We start from the raw sequence: 18608 nt of genomic DNA, 5'->3' as shown, positions 1-18608 counted from the left end.
GCAGCCGCTCGGCGGCCTCCCACGGGGCCTGCGTTCCGGTCGGTTCGTGGCGCCGCGGCTCGGTGGAGTCGGCCACGATCCGGCGCAGGTCGGTCAGGCCGCCGTGGACGGCACCGACCGCACGGGCCTGCACCAACAGGTTGCCGATCGCGGCGCCCTCGGCGGGTCCCGCGACCACCGGCAGACCCACCGCGTCGGCCGTGAGCTGGCACAGCAGCGCGTTGCGCGATCCCCCGCCGACCACGTGGACCACCTCCACGTCCGTCCCGCTCAGCTCGGCGGCCTGACGTACCGCACGCCGGTAGGCCAACGCCAGCGAGTCCACCACGCACCGCGCCACCTCGGCGTCGGTCTCCGGCGCGCGCTGCCCCGTCTCGGCGGCGAACGCGGCGATCCGTGCGGGCATGTCCCCCGGCGGGGAGAACCGGGGATCGTCCACGTCCACGACGCACCCCAGCGCGGGCAGTCGCGCGGTGTCCTCCAGCAGTGCGGCCAGGTCCACCTCGCGCCCGCGCTCACGCCAGACCCGCAGCGACTCCTGGAGCAGCCACAGCCCGGTGACGTTGCGCAGGTAGCGCACCGTCCCGTCCACGCCCAGCTCGTTGGTGAAGTTGGCCGACCGGCTCGCCTCGCTCCGGACCGGGGCGTCCAGCTCCACGCCCACCAGCGACCACGTCCCCGAGGAGACGTAGGCGAAGCGGCGCGTGTCGGCGGGCACGGCCACCACGGCCGAGGCGGTGTCGTGCGAGCCCACCGCCACCAGCGGCGTTCCCGCCGCTCCCCCGTCCCGGACGGCGCCGACGACGGTTCCGGGTTCGACCAGTCCGGGCAGCAGGTCCCGTGCCGGAACGCCGAAGCGCTCCCGCAGCAGGTCCAGGCACGCGTCGGCCCAGCGGCGTTCGCGTACGTCCACCAGCCCGGTGGTGGAGGCGTTGGTCAGCTCCGCCACCCGCTCCCCCGTCAGCCAGTACCCGAGCAGGTCGGGCACCAGCAGCAGGTCGCGGGCGGCCGCGAGCTGGGCGCCGCCGGACGCGGCGGCGAGCTGGAACACGGTGTTGAACGGCTGCACCTGGAGGCCGTTGACCGCGTACAGCTCCTCGGCGGGCAGGTGCGCGAACACCCGCCCGGGCGCCCCCTCGGTGCGGGCGTCGCGGTAGTGCACGGGGTTGCCGAGCAGGGCGCCGTCGGCGTCCAGCAGCCCGTAGTCCACCGCCCAGGAGTCCACGCCGACCGAGGCCAGCCCGTGGGGTCCGGCGGCCCGGCGCAGCCCTTCGACCACGCCCGCGTACAGCGCCAGCACGTCCCAGTGCAGGGTGGCGCGGCCGTCGGCCGGCACGGTGACCGGCCCGTTGGGGAAGCGGGCGACCTCCTCGGTGCGCAGCCGACCGTCCTCGACCCTCCCGGCGATGACCCGTCCGCTGGAGGCGCCCAGGTCGACGGCCGCGTGGACCCGCGTGCTCCCGGAGGCGTCGGCGGCGCTCATCGCAGGAACGCGGCGGCGACGCCGCTGTCCACGGGGACGTGCAGGCCGGTGGTGTGTGACAGCTCCCCGGCCGTCAGCACGAACACCGCGTTGGCGACGTGCTCGGGCAGCACCTCGCGGCCCAGGATGGTGCGCTGGGCGTAGAACGCGCCCAGGTCCTCCTCCCTGACCCCGTAGACCTTGGCGCGCTGGGCTCCCCAGCCCCCGGCGAAGATCCCCGAGCCGCGCACCACCCCGTCGGGGTTGACGCCGTTGACCCGGATGCCCTCACCGCCCAGTTCGGCGGCCAGCAGCCGCACCTGGTGGGCCTGGTCGGCCTTGACGGCGGAGTAGGCGACGTTGTTGGGCCCGGCGAACACGGCGTTCTTGGAGGCGATGTAGACGATGTCGCCGCCCATGCCCTGGGCGGTCATCACGCGGGCCGCCTCGCGCGAGACCAGGAAGGACCCCTTGGCCATGACGTCGTGCTGGAGGTCCCAGTCGCGTTCGGTGGTCTCCAGCAGCGGCTTGGAGATGGACAGTCCGGCGTTGTTGACCACCAGGTCCACCCCGCCGAAGGCCAGGGCGCCCTCGCCGAAGGCGCGGGCGACCGCGTCGGCGTCGCTGACGTCGCAGGCCACGCCCACGGCCACGTCCGCGCTGCCCAGTTCGGCGGCGGCCTCGGCCGCCTTGTCGGCGTCCAGGTCGGCCACGACCACGCACGCGCCCTCGGCGGCCAGACGGGTGGCGACGGCCTTGCCGATACCGCTGGCGGCGCCCGTGACCAGGGCGACCCGGGCGGCGAGCGGCTTGGGCTTGGGCATGCGGGCGAGCTTGGCCTCCTCCAGTGCCCAGTACTCGATGCGGAACTTCTCCGACTCCTCGATGGGCCGGTAGGTGGAGACGGACTCGGCGCCGCGCATGACGTTGATGGCGTTGACGTAGAACTCGCCCGCCACGCGCGCGGTCTTGGCGTCCTTGCCGAAGGAGAACATGCCCACGCCGGGGACCAGCACGATCGCCGGGTCGGCGCCGCGCATGGCGGGGCTGTCGGCGTCGGCGTGGCGCTCGTAGTAGGCGCGGTACTCGTCCCGGTACTGCTCGTGCAGTTCGCGCAGCCGGGTGACGGCCTGTTCCAGGGGCGCGTCGGCGGGCAGGTCGAGCACCATGGGGCGGACCTTGGTGCGCAGGAAGTGGTCGGGGCAGGAGGTGCCGAGTGCGGCCAGGCGGGGGTGCTCGGACCCGGCCAGGAAGTCCAGGACCACGTCGCTGTCGGTGAAGCGGCCGACCTGCGGGTGGTCGGTGGAGGCCAGCCCGCGGATGACGGGGGCCAGGGCGGCGGCGCGCTCGCGTCGCTGGGCCTCGGGCAGGGCGCCGTAGCCGTCCAGGGCGGTTCCGAAGGGGTCGGGGCGGCCGTTCTCGGCCAGGAAGCGTTCGGCGGTGCGGATGATCTCCAGGGAGTTGGCCTGGCACTGCTCGCTGGTCTCGGCCCAGGCGGTGATGCCGTGGCCGCCCAGGACGGCGCCGATGGCGTCGGGGTTCTCCTCGGCGATGCGGGCGATGTCCAGGCCGAGTTGGAAGCCGGGTCGGCGCCAGGGCACCCACACCACGCGGTCGCCGAAGCATTCGCGGGTCAGGCGCTCGCCGTCGGCGGCGGTGGCCAGGGCGATGCCGGAGTCGGGGTGCAGGTGGTCCACGTGCGCGGCGCGGACCAGGCCGTGCATGGCGGTGTCGATGGAGGGTGCGGCGCCGCCCTTGCCGAACAGGCAGTGGTCGAAGGCGGCGACCATCTCGTCCTCGCGCTCCTCGCCGGGGTAGACGTCCACGAGGGCGCGCAGGCGGTCCAGGCGCAGCACGGCCAGGCCGTCCTCGGTGAGGGTGCCCAGGTCTCCGCCGGAGCCCTTGACCCACAGCAGGTCCACGGGCTGGCCGGTGACGGGGTCGGTGCGGGTGCCCGCGGCGGAGGTGTTGCCCCCGGCGAAGTTGGTGTTGCGGGGGTCCGCGCCGAGGGTGTTGCTGCGCGCGAGGAGCTGTTCGACGACGGAGTCGGACATGGTGTCTCCCTGTTCGGTGCTGCGGTGCTGTGGGGTGGCTGGTGTGGGCGGCCCGGTGCCCGCGTTCGTCGCGGACGCCTCCGCCGCTCCGGTTCCGGCCTCCGGGCGGTCGGCGGTCCCGGCGTCCGGCGGTCCGGGCTCGTCGGGCCGCTTCACGCGCCCCACCCGGCCTGGGTGCCGCCCCTGCGCTCCTCGGCGACGCGCGCGACGTAGCCGGAGCGGGCGTGCGCGGCCATGGGGTCGGGGTCCAGGCCCTGCTCCGCGCGCAGGTCGGCGAGCATGGGACGCACGTCGGTGTTGTAGGCGTCCATCAGGGCGGCGTTGGCGGCCAGGACGTCACCCTCGCGCTGGGCGGTGGCGAGCGCGTCGGTGTCCACGAGCAGGGCCTTGGCGGTGGCCTCCTGCACGTTCATGACCGAGCGGATCTGCCCGGCGATCTTGGGCTCGATGTTGTGGCACTGGTCGAGCATGAAGGCGACCTCGGTGTCGGTGTCCAGCCCGCCGCCGCGTACGACCTCGTACATGATGCGGAAGAGCTGGAAGGGGTCGGCGGCGCCGACCATGAGGTCGTCGTCGGCGTAGAAGCGCGAGTTGAAGTCGAAGGCGCCGAGCTTCCCGGCGCGCAGCAGGAACGCGACGATGAACTCGATGTTGGTGTGCGCGGCGTGGTGGCCGGTGTCGACGCAGACCACGGCCTTCTCGCCCAGCTCCAGGCAGTGGGCGTAGGCGGTGCCCCAGTCGGGGACGTCGGTGGCGTAGAAGGCGGGCTCGAAGAGCTTGTACTCCAGTTGGAGGCGCTGGTCGGGGCCGAGCCGGTCGTAGACGCGGGAGAGGGCCTCGGCGAGGCGGTCCTGGCGGGCGCGCAGGTCGTCCTGGCCGGGGTAGTTGGTGCCGTCGGCGAACCACAGCTTGAGGTCGCGCGAACCGGTGGCGTCCATGACGTCCACGCACTCCAGCAGGTGGTCGACCGCCTTGCGGCGTACGGCCGGGTCGGGGTTGGTGACGCTGCCGAGTTTGTAGTCGTCGTCCTGGAAGACGTTGGCGTTGATGGTGCCGATGCCGATGCCCAGGTCACGGGCGTGGGCGGCCAGGGCGGCGTAGTCGTCGACCCGGTCCCAGGGGATGTGCAGGGCGACCGTGGGGGCGACTCCGGTGAGACGGTGCACCTCGGCGGAGTCGGCGACCTTCTCCCAGGGGTCGCGGGGGACGCCGGGCTGTGCGAACACCTTGAACCGGGTGCCGGAGTTCCCGAAGGCCCAGGAGGGGAGTTCGATGTGCTGGCGTCGCAGGACGGCCAGGGCGTCCGCGCCGCGTTCGGGGAGTGCTGCCACGGGTGAGGCTCCGTTCGGGGAGGGCACACCTGCCGGTCCGACCGGCGAGGAGGTCCATTGAATCGTTTCACTCAGGTTTCGCTGAAACTACCCCCAGCTCTTCTCACATGTCAAGGTTCCCCCACGGAGACCCCTGACTACCTGGGGCTTCTGTGCTTGAAACGTTTTATAAACAGGGCATGAACAGCCCCTCGGAAGGAGGCCCGGACGCCGCTGGGAGGCCCCCGGACGTGGGGCCCGCCACGCGGAGACCGTCGTCTCGGAGCGACGTGGCCCGTGAACGTGCCGGGCGGCCCTCCCCGGGACCAGCGTGGGAAGAGCCGCCCGGCGTCCGGGTGGGCAGGAGGGAGGAGGCCCGGTGTCGGGCGGAGACGGGCCGTCAGGCGCCGAGGGCCATGCGCACGCCCAGGGTGAGCATGACGGCGGCGATGAGCGCGTCCAGGACCCGCCAGGCGCCCGGTCTGGCGAAGAGGGGGCGCAGCAGCCGCGCGCCGAAGCCCAGGCCGAAGAACCACGTGAAGCTGCCCGTGACCGCGCCCGCAGCCCACCACCAGCGCGCGACGCCCTCCTGTTGGTTGGCGACCGATCCCAGGAAGACCACCGTGTCCAGGTACACGTGCGGGTTGAGCCAGGTGAGCACCAGCGCCGTCACCACGGCCGCCCTCCGGCCGTCCGTGCGCGCGCCACCGACCACGAGCGAGCCGGGACGCAGGACGCGCCGTACCGCGAGCACCCCGTAGACGATGAGGAAGGCGGCGCCCAGGAGGCGTACCACGACGACGGCGAGGGGAGCGGCCTCGACGAGGGCGCCGATGCCCAGGACACCGGCCGTGATGAGCACGGCGTCGGACAGGGAGCACACCAGCACCACCGGCAGGACGGTGCTTGGACGGCCCTCGATGCCGATCCGCAGGACGTGGGCGTTCTGGGCGCCGATGGCCACGATGAGTGCCAGGCCGGTGCCGAAGCCGAGCAGGGCGGGAAGAAGTGTCGCGTTCACCGTTGGCACGCTAGGTCCGCGCACCATGTGCAGTAAAGCTAAACTTTCTTAGGATCCCTGAGAGAGGCTTAACATGCCGTTCCAGTTCGACCATCTGCGCACCCTGACGACCCTGGTGGACGAGGGCACCTTCGAGGCCGCCGCACGGCGGCTGCACGTGACGGCCTCGGCTGTGTCCCAGCGGGTCCGGACGATGGAGCAGACCGCGGGCAAGGTCCTCGTGCAGCGCACCAACCCCGTGCGCACCACCGCCGCCGGGGACGTGGTGCTGCGCTACGCCCGCCAGGTGCTGCTGCTGGACGAGGACGCCGCCGCCGAGCTCCGGCTGGGCGAGCAGGACCGGGGCCGGGTGTCGGTGCCGCTGGCCGTCAACGCCGACAGCCTGGCCACGTGGTTCCTGGAGGCGCTGGCGGACCTGCCCGCCGACCTGGGCGCGGTGTTCGAGATCCACCGCGAGGACGAGGAGCACACCACCTCCCTGCTGCGCTCGGGAACGGTGATGGCCGCGGTGACCTCCACCCCCGAGGCCGTCCAGGGGTGCACCGTGGTGGGGCTGGGCTCGATCCGCTACCGCGCGGTGTGCAGTCCGGGTTTCGACCGGGAGTACCTCGGCGGCCGGACGGACCCCGCGCTGCTCCCCTGCGCCCCGGTGGTCAACTTCGACCGCAGGGACGACCTCCAGGACCGGTTCCTGCGCGAGTTCACCGGACGCGAGCCGTCCGGCCCCCGGCACCACATCCCGGCGTCGGAGGACTTCGCCCGGGCCGTGCTGCTCGGGTTCGGGTGGGGTGTGGTCCCCGAACCGCAGTGCTCGGCGCGGATCGCCTCGGGCCAGCTCGTGGCCCTGGCCCCGGACCACCCCGTGGACGTGCGCCTGTACTGGCAGCGGTGGAACCTGCGCTCCCCCGTCCTGGACCGGGTCTCCGAGGCCGTGCGCGCGGGCGCCGCGGCCCACCTGCACCCGCTGTAGTGCCGCACGTCCTGCTGTGGAGGCAGGGCCGAGGACCCGTGCCCGACGAACCCGGGGACGGGGTACCGGTGCACCGCACGCGCGCTGGGTAGGAGAGCACCCGTGTCCGATCAGCGGGCCACGGGGGACGGCGGTTCCGCCGACACCACCGTCAGGAAGGGGCGGCCACGCCCAGGCCCCGGGCTCCGTCGGACTCGCGAACGACCGGCTCGAAGCCACGACCAGGAAAGCAGGGAACGCCATGAGTCTGAGCGCTACCTCCGTCGATCTGGGGACCTACGGGGTGTGGGTGAAGAGGACCGACCTCACCGCCGAGACGGCCGCCGAGATCGAACGCCTGGGCTACGGCGCCGTGTGGATCGGCGGTTCCCCCGACGCCGACCTGGACCTGGCGTCCACGGCGCTGGCGGCGACGTCGCGGCTCGCGGTCGCGACCGGCATCGTCAACATCTGGAGCGCCGACGCGGAGACGGTGGCCGCGTCCTTCCGGCGGATCGAGTCCGAGAACCCGGGCCGGTTCCTGCTCGGCATCGGCGCGGGGCACCGCGAGGCGAACGGCCCCGAGGCGGCCAAGCCCTTCCATGCGGTGGTGGAGTACCTGGACGCCCTGGACGCGGGCGGTGTGCCCGAGGACCGGCGGGTGACCGCCGCCCTGGGACCGCGCATGCTCCGGTTGTCCGCCGAACGCGCCGCTGGCGCCCACCCGTACCTGGTCAGTCCCGAGTTCACGCGCGGCGCGCGCAAGGCGCTCGGCGACCGTCCGCTCCTGGCGCCCGAGCACAAGGTGGCGCTGGGCGACGACCGCGCGCGGACCCGGCGGACCGCCCGGGAGGGGCTGAGCGTCTACGTCGACAACCGTCTGACCAACTACCTCGCCAACTTCCGGCGCCTCGGCTTCTCCGACGAGGACTTCGTTGACGGGGGCAGTGACGCGCTCGTGGACGCCATGGTCGCGCAGGGCGAACCGGAGTCGGCGGCGGCGGAGCTGCGCGCGCACCTGGACGCGGGCGCGGACCACGTCGCCGTCCAGCCGCTGGCCGATGACGGCGACCTCCTGGCGGTACTGGCCCGGCTCGCCCCCGCGCTCGGGCTCACGCCCCGCGGCTGAGGCCGTTCGGGGTCTCCCGGAGGCCGGGGCATCCCGCGGCTACCGCGCGCGCAGGTGGTCGTGCAGGGCCCGCGCCACCCGGGCCATGAGCGCCTCGGCCCCCGGCTGGTGGTGGGCGGGCACGCGCGACTCGGTCAGCACCGCGACGGCGAAGGCCTGGCCGTCGGCGTGCTCGACCACCCCGACCTCGTGGCGCAGGTTGATCAGGGTCCCGGTCTTGGAGGACCACCGGGAGACGTCGGAGGTGAAGTCGGGTGCCAGCCGGTGGCGCAGGAGGTTGGCGCCCATCAGCTCGCGCACCCGGGCGGCCACGCCGGTGTCGATGGCGGAGGGGCGCCACAGCGCTTCGAGGAGGTCGGCGAACGCTCGCGCGGAGCCGGAACTGGCCCGGGTGACGTCGAGCTGCTCGATGTGGTGTCCCCGTCCCGCCGTGCTCCCACTGATGGCCAGTGAGTGCGCGAGGTGCACCCCGTCGGGGCCGAGCCGGTCGGCCGGGGTGTCATCGAGGTAGCGCATCGTGTTCCGGACGGTGATCCCCCGCAGCCCGCCCGCGCGCAACGACGCGGCGACCCGTTCGGGCGGGGTGAGTGCGAAGAGGGCGTCGGTGGCCGTGTTGTCGCTCAGGCACACGCTGAGGTAGAGCAGGTCCTCGACGCTGATCCGGGCCGGGTGGCGGAACCGGCTCAGCCCGGTGACCGGTGCCTCTCCCCTGCCCGGCCGCACGAGGATCTGTTCGGCGCCGTCGATCCGCCCCGCACGGATCCGTTCGAGCGTGGCGATGGCGAGCGGGACCTTGACGAGCGAGGCGGTCGAGAACTCCAGGTCCGGTTCGATGCCCAGTTCCTCACCGCTGTCCAGGTCCCGGACGAGGAACGAGCCACGTAGTCCTCCCTCGTCGAGTTCGCGTCCCAGGTCGCGGACCAGGGCCGTGGTGCTCACGCGGGTCTCCCCCTCTCCTCCTCCGCTCCCAGGCAGCGGGCGATCGCCCCTCCCAGGAGCGTGCGCAGGCGCTCGGCCTCGTCCCCGGTGTCGGCGGCCACATCGTAGCCGCGGGCGAGGTCGATCCCGCCCGTCGGACGCCAGTGCAGCCCCAGTTCCCCGGCCTGCCGCAGCGAGCACAGCAGGAGGTCGTCCGAGCCCAGGACCTCGGCGGCGGCGGAGGCCAGGGAGGCGGTGACGGTGACCTGTGCGGGCCGCAGTCCCACGGCGTCGCGCATCCGGGTCAGGGGATCGCGCACGTGGGGGACGTCGTCCTCGGGCTGGAGCCAGACGCGGCGGCCCCGCGAGGGGAGCCGGTCACGGGACAGGCGCAGGGTCTCCAGGTGGACGACCCTGACCCGTGCCTCACCCGCACCCGCCAGACCCAGCGGGACCGACCAGGCGGCCTCGCCCGGCGGCACGCTCGCCAGGGCGGCACGGACCTCCCGGGAACCCAGGAGTTCGGCCCGCGAGGCGGGCGCGGCGGAACGGAACTCCAGGTGGATGCCCTCCTCACGGGCCTCGGCGCCCAGGAGGGCGAGGTCGCGCGTGGCGCAGACGTCGGGGACCGCCAGGCGCAGGGGCCGCAGCACCGCCCGCTCGGCGTCGTGTTCCATCTCCTCGGCCAGCTGGACCAGGCGTCTGGCCGAGGGCAGCATGTCGCGGCCGAACTGGGTGAGGGTCGCCCGGCGGGCGGAGCGGTCGAACAGGCGCGCGCCCAGGTGCCTCTCCAGGGCGGCGATGCGCCTGCTGGCGACCGGCTGGGGTATGCGCGCGGCTGCGGCCCCGAGGGTGAAACTGCCCCTCTCGCCCACGTTCACGAACGCCTTGCAGGCGCCAACGAGATCCATGACCTCAGGCTATGCAGTTTTCACATGGAACCAGCCGTTTCTGTCTTGGACAGCATCATTGACGCTGGTCAGACTGTGGTGCGAGGCCACCCGACCGGGGTGGCGGCGCGCGTGGTGCCGGTGTTTCGGAGCGGTCCCCCGCCGCGAACCGAGCGGTCCGCTACGGCTGCTCCACGCGCCCACCCAGGACAGGAAGTGCGAAGACATGTTGCTTTCACCCACACGGCGTACCGGAGTCGCGGCTCTGGCCGCGCTCGCCCTCGTCCCCGTCACCGCCTGCGGGGCGTCCGGCTCCGAGGCGGCCCCGGCCGCGGAGCAGTCGGCGGCCTCGGGCGCCTCAGGTGCCTCCGCCGACCTCTCCGCCGAGTTCGCCGCGGAGTTCGAGCGGCTGGAGGAGGAGTTCGACGCGCGGCTGGGCGTCTACGCGGTGGACACCGGCACGGGGGAGGAGGTCGCGCACCGCTCCGACGAGCGGTTCGCCTACGCCTCCACGCACAAGGCCTTCACGGCGGCGCTGGTACTCGACCAGAACACGCCCGAGGAGATGGAGGAGGTCGTCACCTTCACCGAGGACGACCTGCTTGAGTACGCGCCGATCACCGAACAGCACGTGGACACCGGGATGACCCTGATGGAGGTCACCGACGCCGCCGTCCGCTACAGCGACAACACCGCGGCCAACCTGCTGTTCGAGGAACTCGGCGGCCCGGAGGCCTTCGACGACGCGATGGAGGCCATGGGCGACGACGTGATCGAGGCCAACCGCGTGGAACCGGGGCTGAACGACTGGGCGCCCGGGGACGACCGGGACACGAGCACGCCGCACGCCATGGCCGAGAGCCTGCGGGAGTTCACGCTCGGGGACGTGCTGCCCGAGGAGAAGCGTTCCGTGCTCACCGACATGCTCGTCAACAACACGACCGGTGACGAACTCGTCCGCGCCGGCGTCCCCGAGGGCTGGGAGGTCGGTGACAAGACGGGGGCCGCCGGGTACGGCACGCGCAACGACATCGCCGTCCTGTGGCCCCCGGAGGGCGAGCCCATCGTCCTGGCGGTCATGTCCAGCCGTGACGAGGAGAACGCCGAGTACGACAACGCACTGGTCGCCGAGGCGGCCGAGGTCGTCGTGGAGGCCCTGGGCTAGCGGTCGCGCGGTGCGGGCACGCGGCGGAAAGGCCCGCGTGCCCGCGCCCGGGGGTGTGCGCACCGGCACGCGAGGCGTTCCGGACGTGCGCTTCGACACCACCCGCCCCGGAGCGGAACACCCGAAACCGTGTCCTAGCCTGGGAGCGTTCCGGGCCCGGTCCGGAGCCGCCGTGTCCAGCCAGAGCGAGTCCGAGGAACACCGTGAGCATCAGTCCCCGCGTCACAGCGACCGTCTTCCGTGTGGTGGCGGTCATCGAGGCCCTGACCTGGATCGGCCTCCTGGGCGGTATGTACGTCAAGTACCTGGGCAGCGGCAGCGAGGCGGGCGTGCACCTCTTCGGCCCCCTGCACGGCGGCGCCTTCATGGCCTACGTGGCCGTCACCCTGGTGACCGCGTTCCACCTGCGCTGGCGCCCGTGGCCGACCCTCGTCGCGCTGGCCGCGTCCGTGCCTCCCCTGGGCACCCTGGCCGCGGACTGGTGGCTGCACCGCAGCGGGCGCATGACCCCCCGGAACCGGGACGAGGGCCGGACTCCCGAGCCCGTGGCCTGACCGGAACCCCGCGCGGGGCCCGACGGAACTTCACGTCCCGTTGGGCCCCGCGCCATGTTCCGGGACAGCGCCCTTCGCGTGCGGGCGGTCACCTGTGTTGGGTTGACGGCAGCCAGTGATCCCCTGCGCGGAAGGACCCCCATGCCCCCCGCCCGCACGGCCGCACTCACCTGCGGCGCGCTCGTCCTCGCCCTGACCGCCCTCCCCTCCCCCGCCTCGGCCGCCGGGCCGACCCTCTCCCAGACCACGTCCGTGGGTGTGCACAACGCCTACGAGACGGGTACCTTCCCCTACTTCGCCGACGCCCTGGACTCGGGTGCCGGACTCCTGGAACTGGACGTGTGGACCGACGAGTGGTTCGGCTCCTGGCGTGTCAACCACGACCTGGTCGGCCAGAACAACAACTGTGCCGGGGCCTCCGCCCCCGACGGACTGCGCCAGGGAGGTGACGGCGATCTCGCCGACTGCCTGCGCGACGTGCGCACCTGGCACGAGGCCAACCCCGGGCACCGGCCGCTGCTGCTCAAGGTGGAGCTGAAGAAGGGATTCCACGCCGTGTCGGGCCTGGGCCCCGCCGAGTTCGACGGACTCACCGGCGCGATCCTCGGCGACGCGCTGTTGCGCCCCGGCGACCTGCTGGGCGACCACGCCACCCTGGACGAGGCCGTGCGCGCCGACGGGTGGCCCTCCCGTCTCCCTCCACCGCCCGGAAGCCGCTTCGCGGAGGGTGGGGCACCCTCAACGGATGCCTCCGGCACAGCATCCCCCTCCCGAGACGCCCTGGCCGGAAAGGTCATCGTCTACCTGACCCCGGGAACCTTCGAACAGGGCAATCCCTTCGACGACCTGTGGACCGACGAGGAGTACGCGACGCACCTGCGCGACCTGGCCGCGGAGGGGTCCCTGGACGAGGCGGCCGCGTTCCCGGCCGTGCTGGGCGCCCGGAGCGGTGACCCGCGCGAGCGCTACCCGGAGGACCTGCGCCCGTGGTTCGTGGTCTTCGACGGAGGCGCCCCCGCCTACACCGGGGGCATCGACACCTCGTGGTACGGCGAGAACGACTACCTCCTGGTGATGACCGACGCCCACGCCGTGTCCCCGCCGATCGACTCGCGCACCCCCTCCGAGGAGGAGGCCGCCGCCCGCGTCACCGAGCTCGCGGAGGCGGGCGCGACCACGGTCACCAGTGACTGGGCGGGCCTGCCCGGGGTGCTCTCCATGGTCGTGCCGCACAATTCCGACACGCGTTAGACGGAACGCGCAGTCCCGGTGGGGCCGCGGCCGGGGGCCGCGGCCCCTTTTTCGTCCTCCCCCCACGGCGGTTCGGAAAAGACTCGTCGAGGACATCGGAAAAGGGGCGCCAAAAGGCGGGGATGGAACTGCGGAAAACGCACATTCCTCTTCTATCGTTTCTCCGCTGCCTTGTACGCACCAACCCGTGTCCGCTCATGGGTCGGGGTTGACACCTCCGGCCGCTTCCGGCCGGAGAACGCACGACGTCGCCCTTGCGCGCACCGCGGGCGGTCCGCGTTCCGCACGGACTGGCAAGTCACCACACGAGCCAGGAAGGATCACCATGACCAACATCCACCGGGCGGGTCCGAACAGACGCACCGTCCTGCACGGGGCGGCCGTGGCCTCCGGCGCCGCGGTCCTCGGCGGGGCGTTCACCATGGGCGGCCCCGCGCACGCCTCCGCCAAGGTGGCGGAACCGACCCTGCACAGCCGCGCCGACTGGAGCGCACGTCCGCCCGCGGGACGAATCCAGGTCATGGACGCTCCACCCCGCTACATCCTGATCCACCACACCGCGACGGAGAACAGCACCGACTACTCGCTCGGCCACGCCTACACCCTGTCCAGAGCGATCCAGAGCTACCACATGGACACCAACGGGTGGCTCGACACCGGACAGCAGCTCACCATCAGCCGCGGCGGCCACATCATGGAGGGCCGCGACCGCAGCTTCGCCGCCATCCGCGGGGGCCGCCACGTCATGGGCGCCCACGTGGCCAACCACAACAGCACCTGCATCGGTATCGAGAACGAGGGCCTCTACATGTCGCAGGGACCCACCACGGCCCTGACCGACGCGCTGGTGGCGACCCTGGCCTGGCTGTGCGGCGCCTACGGGCTCGATCCGTACAGCAGGATCCTGGGCCACCGCGACTTCAACGCGACCGCGTGCCCCGGTGACGTGCTGTACGGGATGCTCCCGGAACTGCGCGAGGCCGTCGCCGAGGCGATGGCGCCAACGGTCGTGGAACTCGCCGCACGCCGGGAGCCAGCCGACGGCGGCCCCAGCTACCCGCCCGTGCCCGACGACGAGCCGGACCGCGTGTTCCACCACGGTCCCGCCAGGGGCCCGGACGACTTCACCCGTTAGTACCCGTCACGACCGCTGCCGCCGCCCGTGAGGACGCTTCCCCGCCCAGCGTCACTCACGGCGCGGCCCAGCCTTCCCAGAATCCGGTCCACGTCCCAGCGTTCGGCCCCGACCAGCGGCGCGCCGGCCCGCGTCCGCAGGTCGGCGGCCCGTCCCAGCAGTTCCAGCGCGCGGTCGCGTTCACCGGCCAGCGCGTACGCCCCCGCCCGCCCCTCCAGCGCCAGAGCGACCGCACGGGGATCCCCGGCGCGCTCGGCCTCCGCCTGGGCCCTCCCGTGCAGCTCCCGTGCCGTGTCCGCCTCACCCCGCTGCTCCGCGACGAACCCCAACTGGGTGAGGATGAACGCCGTGCCGGTCCGGCCGTCCGCGCGCCGGTTCCACTCCAGGCGACGCAGCAGTGACCGCTCCGCCCGCTCCAGGTCGCCCCGGCGCCGGGCGGCCAGGGCGATCCCGGCGTCGGCGAACTGCTCGCCCACCGCGTCCGCGTGCTCCTCGGCGACCTCCAGCGCCCGGGTGTGCAGCGCGTCGGCCCGGTCCAGGTCACCGTCGAGCAGGGCCACCCGGCCCATCCCGGAGAGCTTGAGGGAGACCGTGCTCCACAGCCCCAGTTCCTCGGCGCTTCGCAGGCCCTCCCCGTGGCGCCGGGCGGCCTCGGCCAGGTCACCGAGCGCCTCCGCGTCCTGCGCCAGGATGTCGGAGGCCTGGAGGATCCCCCACCGGTCACCGAGTCCGCGCAGGACACGCTCTCCCTCCTCGGCCAGGGAGCGGGCGTCGGCGAGGTCGCCCCGGGCGAACGCCGCCTGGGCCAGGGTGGTCCGCGCGACCTCCGTGCCCCAGACGTCACCCGCGATCCGGGAGGCGTCGTGGGCCCGTTCCACCAGGGCCGTCGCGCGGGCCGGATCGCCGAGGCCCCACCGCGCGTACTCGTTGAACCAGGTCAGTCGGGCGTGCGCGACCGGGTCGTCCACACCCGCCAGGTCCTCGTGGACGGTCGCGCGCCGTTCCCGGTCGTCCTCGGTGGCGGGCACCGCCAGGGCGGCCCGCCACACCCGCGCCCGTGCCCGTGCCCCGGGTGGCGCACCGGGCAGGGACAGGGCGTCGTCGAGGGCGGCGCGCGCCTCGCCGGAGCGCCCGCGCAGGTACCGGTGCCAGACCATGGCCTCGGCCAGGCGCAGCGCCAGACCGGCCCGCCCCTGCTCCCGGGCGAAGGCCAGGGCCGCGCACAGGTTCGCCGACTCGCGGTCCAGGAGGGCGAGCCAGCGGCCCTGGTCGCCGCCGCGGATCCGTTCGTCGGCGTGTTCGGCCAGGTCGGCGAAGTGGGCGGCGTGCCGGGCACGGACCCGGGAGGTGTCCCCGGCCTCCTCCAGCCGTTCGAGCGCGTAGGCGGCCACCGACTCCAGCAGCCGGTAGCGGGTTCCGGAGGGGTGGTCGGCGGCCACGACCAGGGACCGGTCCACGAGCGCTGCGACCAGTCCCAGGACCTTCCCGGCGGGAACGGTGTCGGGGTCGGAGCACACCGCCTCGGCGGTGGCCAGGTCGCAGCCGTCCGCGTGTACCGCCAGGCGGCCGAGCACGGCGCGTTCGGGCGGGGAGAGGGGTTCCCAGCTCCAGTCGACCATCGCCCGCAGGGTTCGCTGGCGCGTGGGCGCGTCGCGGCGGCCGACGTCGAGCAGGGCGAAGCGGTCGTCCAGGCGTGCGGCCAGGTCGGCGACGCCCATGTGGCGCAGCCGGATGGCGGCCAGTTCGAGGGCGAGGGGGATACCGTCCAGACGCCGGCAGACCGCGGCGACGGCGGGGGCGGTGTCGGGGGTGAGCCGGAAGGAGGCCGAGACCGCCCGGGCGCGTGCGGTGAAGAGCCGCACCGCCCCGGACAGTGCCAGGGTCTCCGGGTCGCCGGTACCGAGTGCGGGCAGGTCCAGCGGCGGTACCGCGTACAGGTGCTCGCCGGTCACGTCCAGGGGCGCCTGGCTGGTGGCCAGGACGCGCAGGTCGGGCACGGCCCGCAGGAGGCGGGCGACCGTGTCCGCCGCGGGGGCGACGACGTGTTCGCAGTTGTCGAGCACGAGCAGGGCGTGTCGGCCTCGCAGGAGTTCGGCGATCCGCTCGTGCGGAGCGGAACCGGGAGCGGAGTCGTCGCGGGCTCCGAGGGCGGAGGCTAGGGCGGTGACGGGGTCGCCTCCGGGGAGGATCCCCGAGAGTTCCACGAACCGGGCGGTGTCGGGGGCGAGGTCGCGGGCCGCGGCCAGGGCCAGACGGGTCTTGCCGACCCCGCCGGGACCGGTGAGGGTGACCAGCCGCTGGGTGTTCAGCAGGGAGGTCACCGCTCGCAGGTGTGTCTCCCGCCCGACCAGGTCGCCGACCGGTGCGGGCAGGTGCGCGGTCGGGGCTCTTCCGGGGGCGGGAGGTGCCGTCGCGGGGTCCCGGGGACCCGTCTCAGGAGGGGTCAGGGCGCCGCCCCGGGACGCGGGGCGCCGCGCGGGGTCCAGTCCGGGGTCCTGGGCCAGGACGGCCCGGTGCAGGGCCACCAGCGCGGGTCCCGGGTCGATCCCCATCTCGTCGGCCAGACGGGAACGCAGCTGTTCGTAGGCGGCCAGTGCCTCCCCCTGGCGGCCCGCCCCGTAGAGGGCGCGGACGCGGGCGGCGTGCAGGCGCTCGCGGTAGGGGTGACGGTCGGCCGCGTCCGCCAACTCGGCGGCGAGCGAGGCGTGTTCGCCCAGTTCCAGGCGGGCTTCGGCCCGGTCCTCCAGGGCGGTCACCCGCAGTTCCTCCCAGCGGGCCGTCGCCGACAGGGCCGGTTCGGTGTCGGCGAACTCGGCCAGTGCGGGGCCGCGCCACAGGTCCAGGGCCCGGGTGAGCAGGTCCGCGCGTTCGCGCGGGTCCGCGGCTCGCGCGGACCCGCGCAGGAGGTCCTCGAAGCGGGCGGCGTCGACGTCGTCGGCCGCCAGCAGGTAACCGGGCGCACGGTGGCGAACCAGGGCGCGGGCTCCGGGTTCGGCGCGTTCCAGGGTGCCGCGCAGTTGGGAGATCCGGGCCTGGAGGACCGCGGTGGGCCGGGAGGGCGGGGTGTCGCCCCACAGGTCGCGTACGAGGCGGTCGGCGGGCACCAGCCGTCCCCGTGCCAGCAGCAGGGACGCCAGCAGGGCGCGGACCTTGGTGTCGCGGACGTGGACCGGCTCGCCGCCGTCGGTCCACGCGGCCAACGGGCCCAGCACTCCGAAACGCACACGGTCACCGTAGCCGTCCCGTGGGGAACCCGTGGCGGTGGCCGCCATCGTGATGGCGCGGGGGACGGCACGGGGCCGTCCCCTCCGACGGAGGACGAGGTGGGAACGATGAGTCGTTACGAGGGCAAGCGGGCCGTGGTGGTCGGCGGAACGCACGGCATCGGGCGGGGCGTGGTCGAGGCGCTCCTCGACGGAGGAACCGACGTCCTGCTGACCGGGCGCGACGGGAGGAACCTGGAGGAGGCGCGCGGTCGGTGGGGGACGCGGGTACACGTGGTGCGCGCCGACGTGACGGACCCGGCCGAGACCGACGCTCTGGTCGAGGAGGTGCGTTCGGCGCTGGGCGGGATCGACCTGCTGCACGTCAACGCGGGCACCTCGGACGTCGCGCCGTTCGACCAGGTGACGGAGGAGTCCTACGACCGCATGTTCGCGGTCAACACCAAGGGGGCCTTCTTCACCGCGCAGAGGCTGGCGCCGCTGGTGGCCGACGGCGGGGCGATCGTGTTCACGACGTCGGTGACGGACGTGACCGGTACACCGGGGATGAGCGTGTACACGGGGTCCAAGATGGCCGTGCTCGGCTTCAGCCGGGTGCTGGCCTCGGAGCTGCTGCCGCGTGGCGTCCGGGTCAACACGGTCGCGCCCGGTTTCACCGACACTCCCTCCATGGGGATCGGCGGGCTCACCGACGCCCAACGCGAGGAGTTCATGCGGGTGGGCGACGAGGCGACGCCGATGGGCCGCCACGGCACCGTCGCCGAGGTCGCCCGTGCCGTGCTCTTCCTCGGGTTCGAGGCCACCTTCACCTCCGGCGCGGAACTTCCCGTGGACGGCGGTCTGGGCCTGGGCCTGAGCACGTCCCTCTAGCGCCTCCCGGTGGCGTCGGCGCGGACGGGTGCCGCGCCGACGCCACCGCGCGTCCAGGGCGGGTACGAAGCCGGAACCCCACGGCCTCCCCGTCGTCGACGCCCTCTCCCACCGTCTGAGGCACTCCCGGGGGCGGGACGGCGGAGTCGCACGCGGCCTTCCGGGATAGGTGCGTTCCGGGTGGGGAATGGTGCCGGAAGCGGCACGCACCGATGCCGTTTCCGGCCCACCTGTGGGGAGCGAAGATGTCTCAGCGGGTACAAGGGGTGATCTCCCGTACCAAGGGAGCGCCCGTGGAACTCACCACGATCGTCGTGCCCGATCCGGGGCCCGGCGAGGCCGTGGTCAGGGTGCAGGCGTGCGGGGTGTGCCACACCGACCTGCACTACCGCGAGGGCGGTGTCAACGACGAGTTCCCCTTCCTGCTCGGACACGAGGCCGCCGGCGTGGTGGAATCGGTGGGCGAGGGAGTGACCACCGTCGAGGCGGGCGACCACGTGATCCTCAACTGGCGCGCGGTGTGCGGCGACTGCCGCGCCTGCCGCAGGGGACGCCACCAGTACTGCTTCGACACGCACAACGCCGACCAGAGGATGACGCTGACCGACGGCACCGAACTGTCCCCGGCGCTGGGCATCGGCGCGTTCGCGGAGAAGACCCTGGTCGCCGCCGGCCA

At 73.5% G+C, this 18608-nt stretch carries 15 protein-coding genes; 8 read left to right on the top strand and 7 right to left on the bottom strand.

Features of this window, described 5'->3' with window-relative positions; translation table 11 throughout:
- The 4 genes from D455_RS0100095 to D455_RS0100080 form a co-directional block, all read right to left on the bottom strand.
- Positions 1–1483, bottom strand: a 1483-nt coding sequence (locus tag D455_RS0100095; protein ID WP_017568724.1) for a rhamnulokinase, incomplete at its 3' end; no start/stop codon positions are given.
- Entirely contained in the window at positions 1480–3516 is a 2037-nt protein-coding gene (locus tag D455_RS0100090; protein ID WP_026122159.1) for a bifunctional rhamnulose-1-phosphate aldolase/short-chain dehydrogenase, read from the bottom strand. The genes D455_RS0100090 and D455_RS0100095, both read right to left, overlap by 4 nt.
- 152 nt (positions 3517–3668) lie before the next feature.
- The gene (rhaI, locus tag D455_RS0100085) at positions 3669–4847 is read right to left on the bottom strand and encodes an L-rhamnose isomerase (protein ID WP_017568722.1); all 1179 of its coding nucleotides are present in this window, start codon (positions 4845–4847) and stop codon (positions 3669–3671) included.
- A gap of 379 nt (positions 4848–5226) precedes the next feature.
- Positions 5227–5847, bottom strand: coding sequence for a LysE/ArgO family amino acid transporter (locus D455_RS0100080; RefSeq protein ID WP_017568721.1), 621 nt, complete (start codon positions 5845–5847; stop codon positions 5227–5229).
- Between the two features lie 73 nt (positions 5848–5920).
- Between D455_RS0100080 and D455_RS0100075 the strand changes: the two genes are divergently transcribed.
- Both D455_RS0100075 and D455_RS0100070 read left to right on the top strand, forming a co-directional pair.
- Positions 5921–6817: a LysR family transcriptional regulator ArgP gene (locus D455_RS0100075; protein ID WP_017568720.1), complete on the top strand. Its 897-nt coding sequence runs from the start codon at positions 5921–5923 to the stop codon at positions 6815–6817.
- Positions 6818–7058: 241 nt separating this feature from the next.
- Positions 7059–7925 carry a TIGR03620 family F420-dependent LLM class oxidoreductase gene (locus D455_RS0100070; RefSeq protein WP_017568719.1) on the top strand — a complete coding sequence of 289 codons (867 nt, stop codon included), beginning with the start codon at positions 7059–7061 and terminating at the stop codon, positions 7923–7925.
- Positions 7926–7964: 39 nt separating this feature from the next.
- Here the strand turns inward: D455_RS0100070 and D455_RS0100065 are convergent, their stop codons facing one another.
- A complete protein-coding gene (locus D455_RS0100065; RefSeq protein ID WP_017568718.1) occupies positions 7965–8864 on the bottom strand; it encodes a serine hydrolase in 900 nt (299 codons plus the stop codon).
- Complete coding sequence (locus D455_RS0100060) at positions 8861–9754, bottom strand: LysR family transcriptional regulator (RefSeq protein WP_017568717.1); 894 nt, start codon at positions 9752–9754, stop codon at positions 8861–8863. The genes D455_RS0100065 and D455_RS0100060 overlap by 4 nt, the downstream gene beginning before the upstream one ends.
- 205 nt (positions 9755–9959) lie before the next feature.
- Between D455_RS0100060 and bla the strand changes: the two genes are divergently transcribed.
- From bla to D455_RS0100040, 4 genes are all read left to right on the top strand, one after another.
- Positions 9960–10898, top strand: coding sequence for a class A beta-lactamase (bla, locus tag D455_RS0100055; RefSeq protein ID WP_017568716.1), 939 nt, complete (start codon positions 9960–9962; stop codon positions 10896–10898).
- A 203-nt stretch (positions 10899–11101) separates the two neighbouring features.
- Positions 11102–11452, top strand: coding sequence for a DUF3817 domain-containing protein (locus D455_RS0100050; protein ID WP_017568715.1), 351 nt, complete (start codon positions 11102–11104; stop codon positions 11450–11452).
- Positions 11453–11593: 141 nt separating this feature from the next.
- Positions 11594–12703, top strand: coding sequence for a phosphatidylinositol-specific phospholipase C domain-containing protein (locus tag D455_RS0100045; protein ID WP_017568714.1), 1110 nt, complete (start codon positions 11594–11596; stop codon positions 12701–12703).
- Positions 12704–13028: 325 nt separating this feature from the next.
- The gene (locus D455_RS0100040; protein ID WP_017568713.1) at positions 13029–13838 is read left to right on the top strand and encodes a peptidoglycan recognition protein family protein; all 810 of its coding nucleotides are present in this window, start codon (positions 13029–13031) and stop codon (positions 13836–13838) included.
- Here the strand turns inward: D455_RS0100040 and D455_RS0100035 are convergent.
- Positions 13835–17062, bottom strand: coding sequence for an AfsR/SARP family transcriptional regulator (locus D455_RS0100035; RefSeq protein ID WP_152486972.1), 3228 nt, complete (start codon positions 17060–17062; stop codon positions 13835–13837). The two genes, D455_RS0100040 and D455_RS0100035, sit on opposite strands and share 4 nt — an antisense overlap.
- A gap of 108 nt (positions 17063–17170) precedes the next feature.
- Between D455_RS0100035 and D455_RS0100030 the strand changes: the two genes are divergently transcribed.
- Entirely contained in the window at positions 17171–17932 is a 762-nt protein-coding gene (locus D455_RS0100030; RefSeq protein ID WP_017568711.1) for an SDR family NAD(P)-dependent oxidoreductase, read from the top strand.
- A 245-nt stretch (positions 17933–18177) separates the two neighbouring features.
- On the top strand, positions 18178–18608 hold a 431-nt coding region (locus tag D455_RS0100025; protein WP_040684181.1), incomplete at its 3' end, for an alcohol dehydrogenase catalytic domain-containing protein.

It is taken from the genome of Nocardiopsis halotolerans DSM 44410 (assembly GCF_000341065.1).
In the GTDB taxonomy this organism is placed as follows: domain Bacteria; phylum Actinomycetota; class Actinomycetes; order Streptosporangiales; family Streptosporangiaceae; genus Nocardiopsis; species Nocardiopsis halotolerans.
The sequence above is the reverse complement of the archived record's forward strand: the minus strand, read 5'-3'. Positions and strand labels throughout refer to the sequence as shown.

Bases quoted from the DNA above. Each gene is read 5' to 3' on its own strand.
- D455_RS0100045 (WP_017568714.1), top strand. From the start codon at position 11,594: ATGCCCCCCGCCCGCACGGCCGCACTCACCTGCGGCGCGCTCGTCCTC.
- D455_RS0100040 (WP_017568713.1), top strand. From the start codon at position 13,029: ATGACCAACATCCACCGGGCGGGTCCGAACAGACGCACCGTCCTGCAC.
- D455_RS0100070 (WP_017568719.1), top strand. From the start codon at position 7,059: ATGAGTCTGAGCGCTACCTCCGTCGATCTGGGGACCTACGGGGTGTGG.
- bla (WP_017568716.1), top strand. From the start codon at position 9,960: ATGTTGCTTTCACCCACACGGCGTACCGGAGTCGCGGCTCTGGCCGCG.
- D455_RS0100090 (WP_026122159.1), bottom strand. From the start codon at position 3,516: ATGTCCGACTCCGTCGTCGAACAGCTCCTCGCGCGCAGCAACACCCTC.
- D455_RS0100075 (WP_017568720.1), top strand. From the start codon at position 5,921: ATGCCGTTCCAGTTCGACCATCTGCGCACCCTGACGACCCTGGTGGAC.
- D455_RS0100060 (WP_017568717.1), bottom strand. From the start codon at position 9,754: ATGGATCTCGTTGGCGCCTGCAAGGCGTTCGTGAACGTGGGCGAGAGG.
- D455_RS0100030 (WP_017568711.1), top strand. From the start codon at position 17,171: ATGAGTCGTTACGAGGGCAAGCGGGCCGTGGTGGTCGGCGGAACGCAC.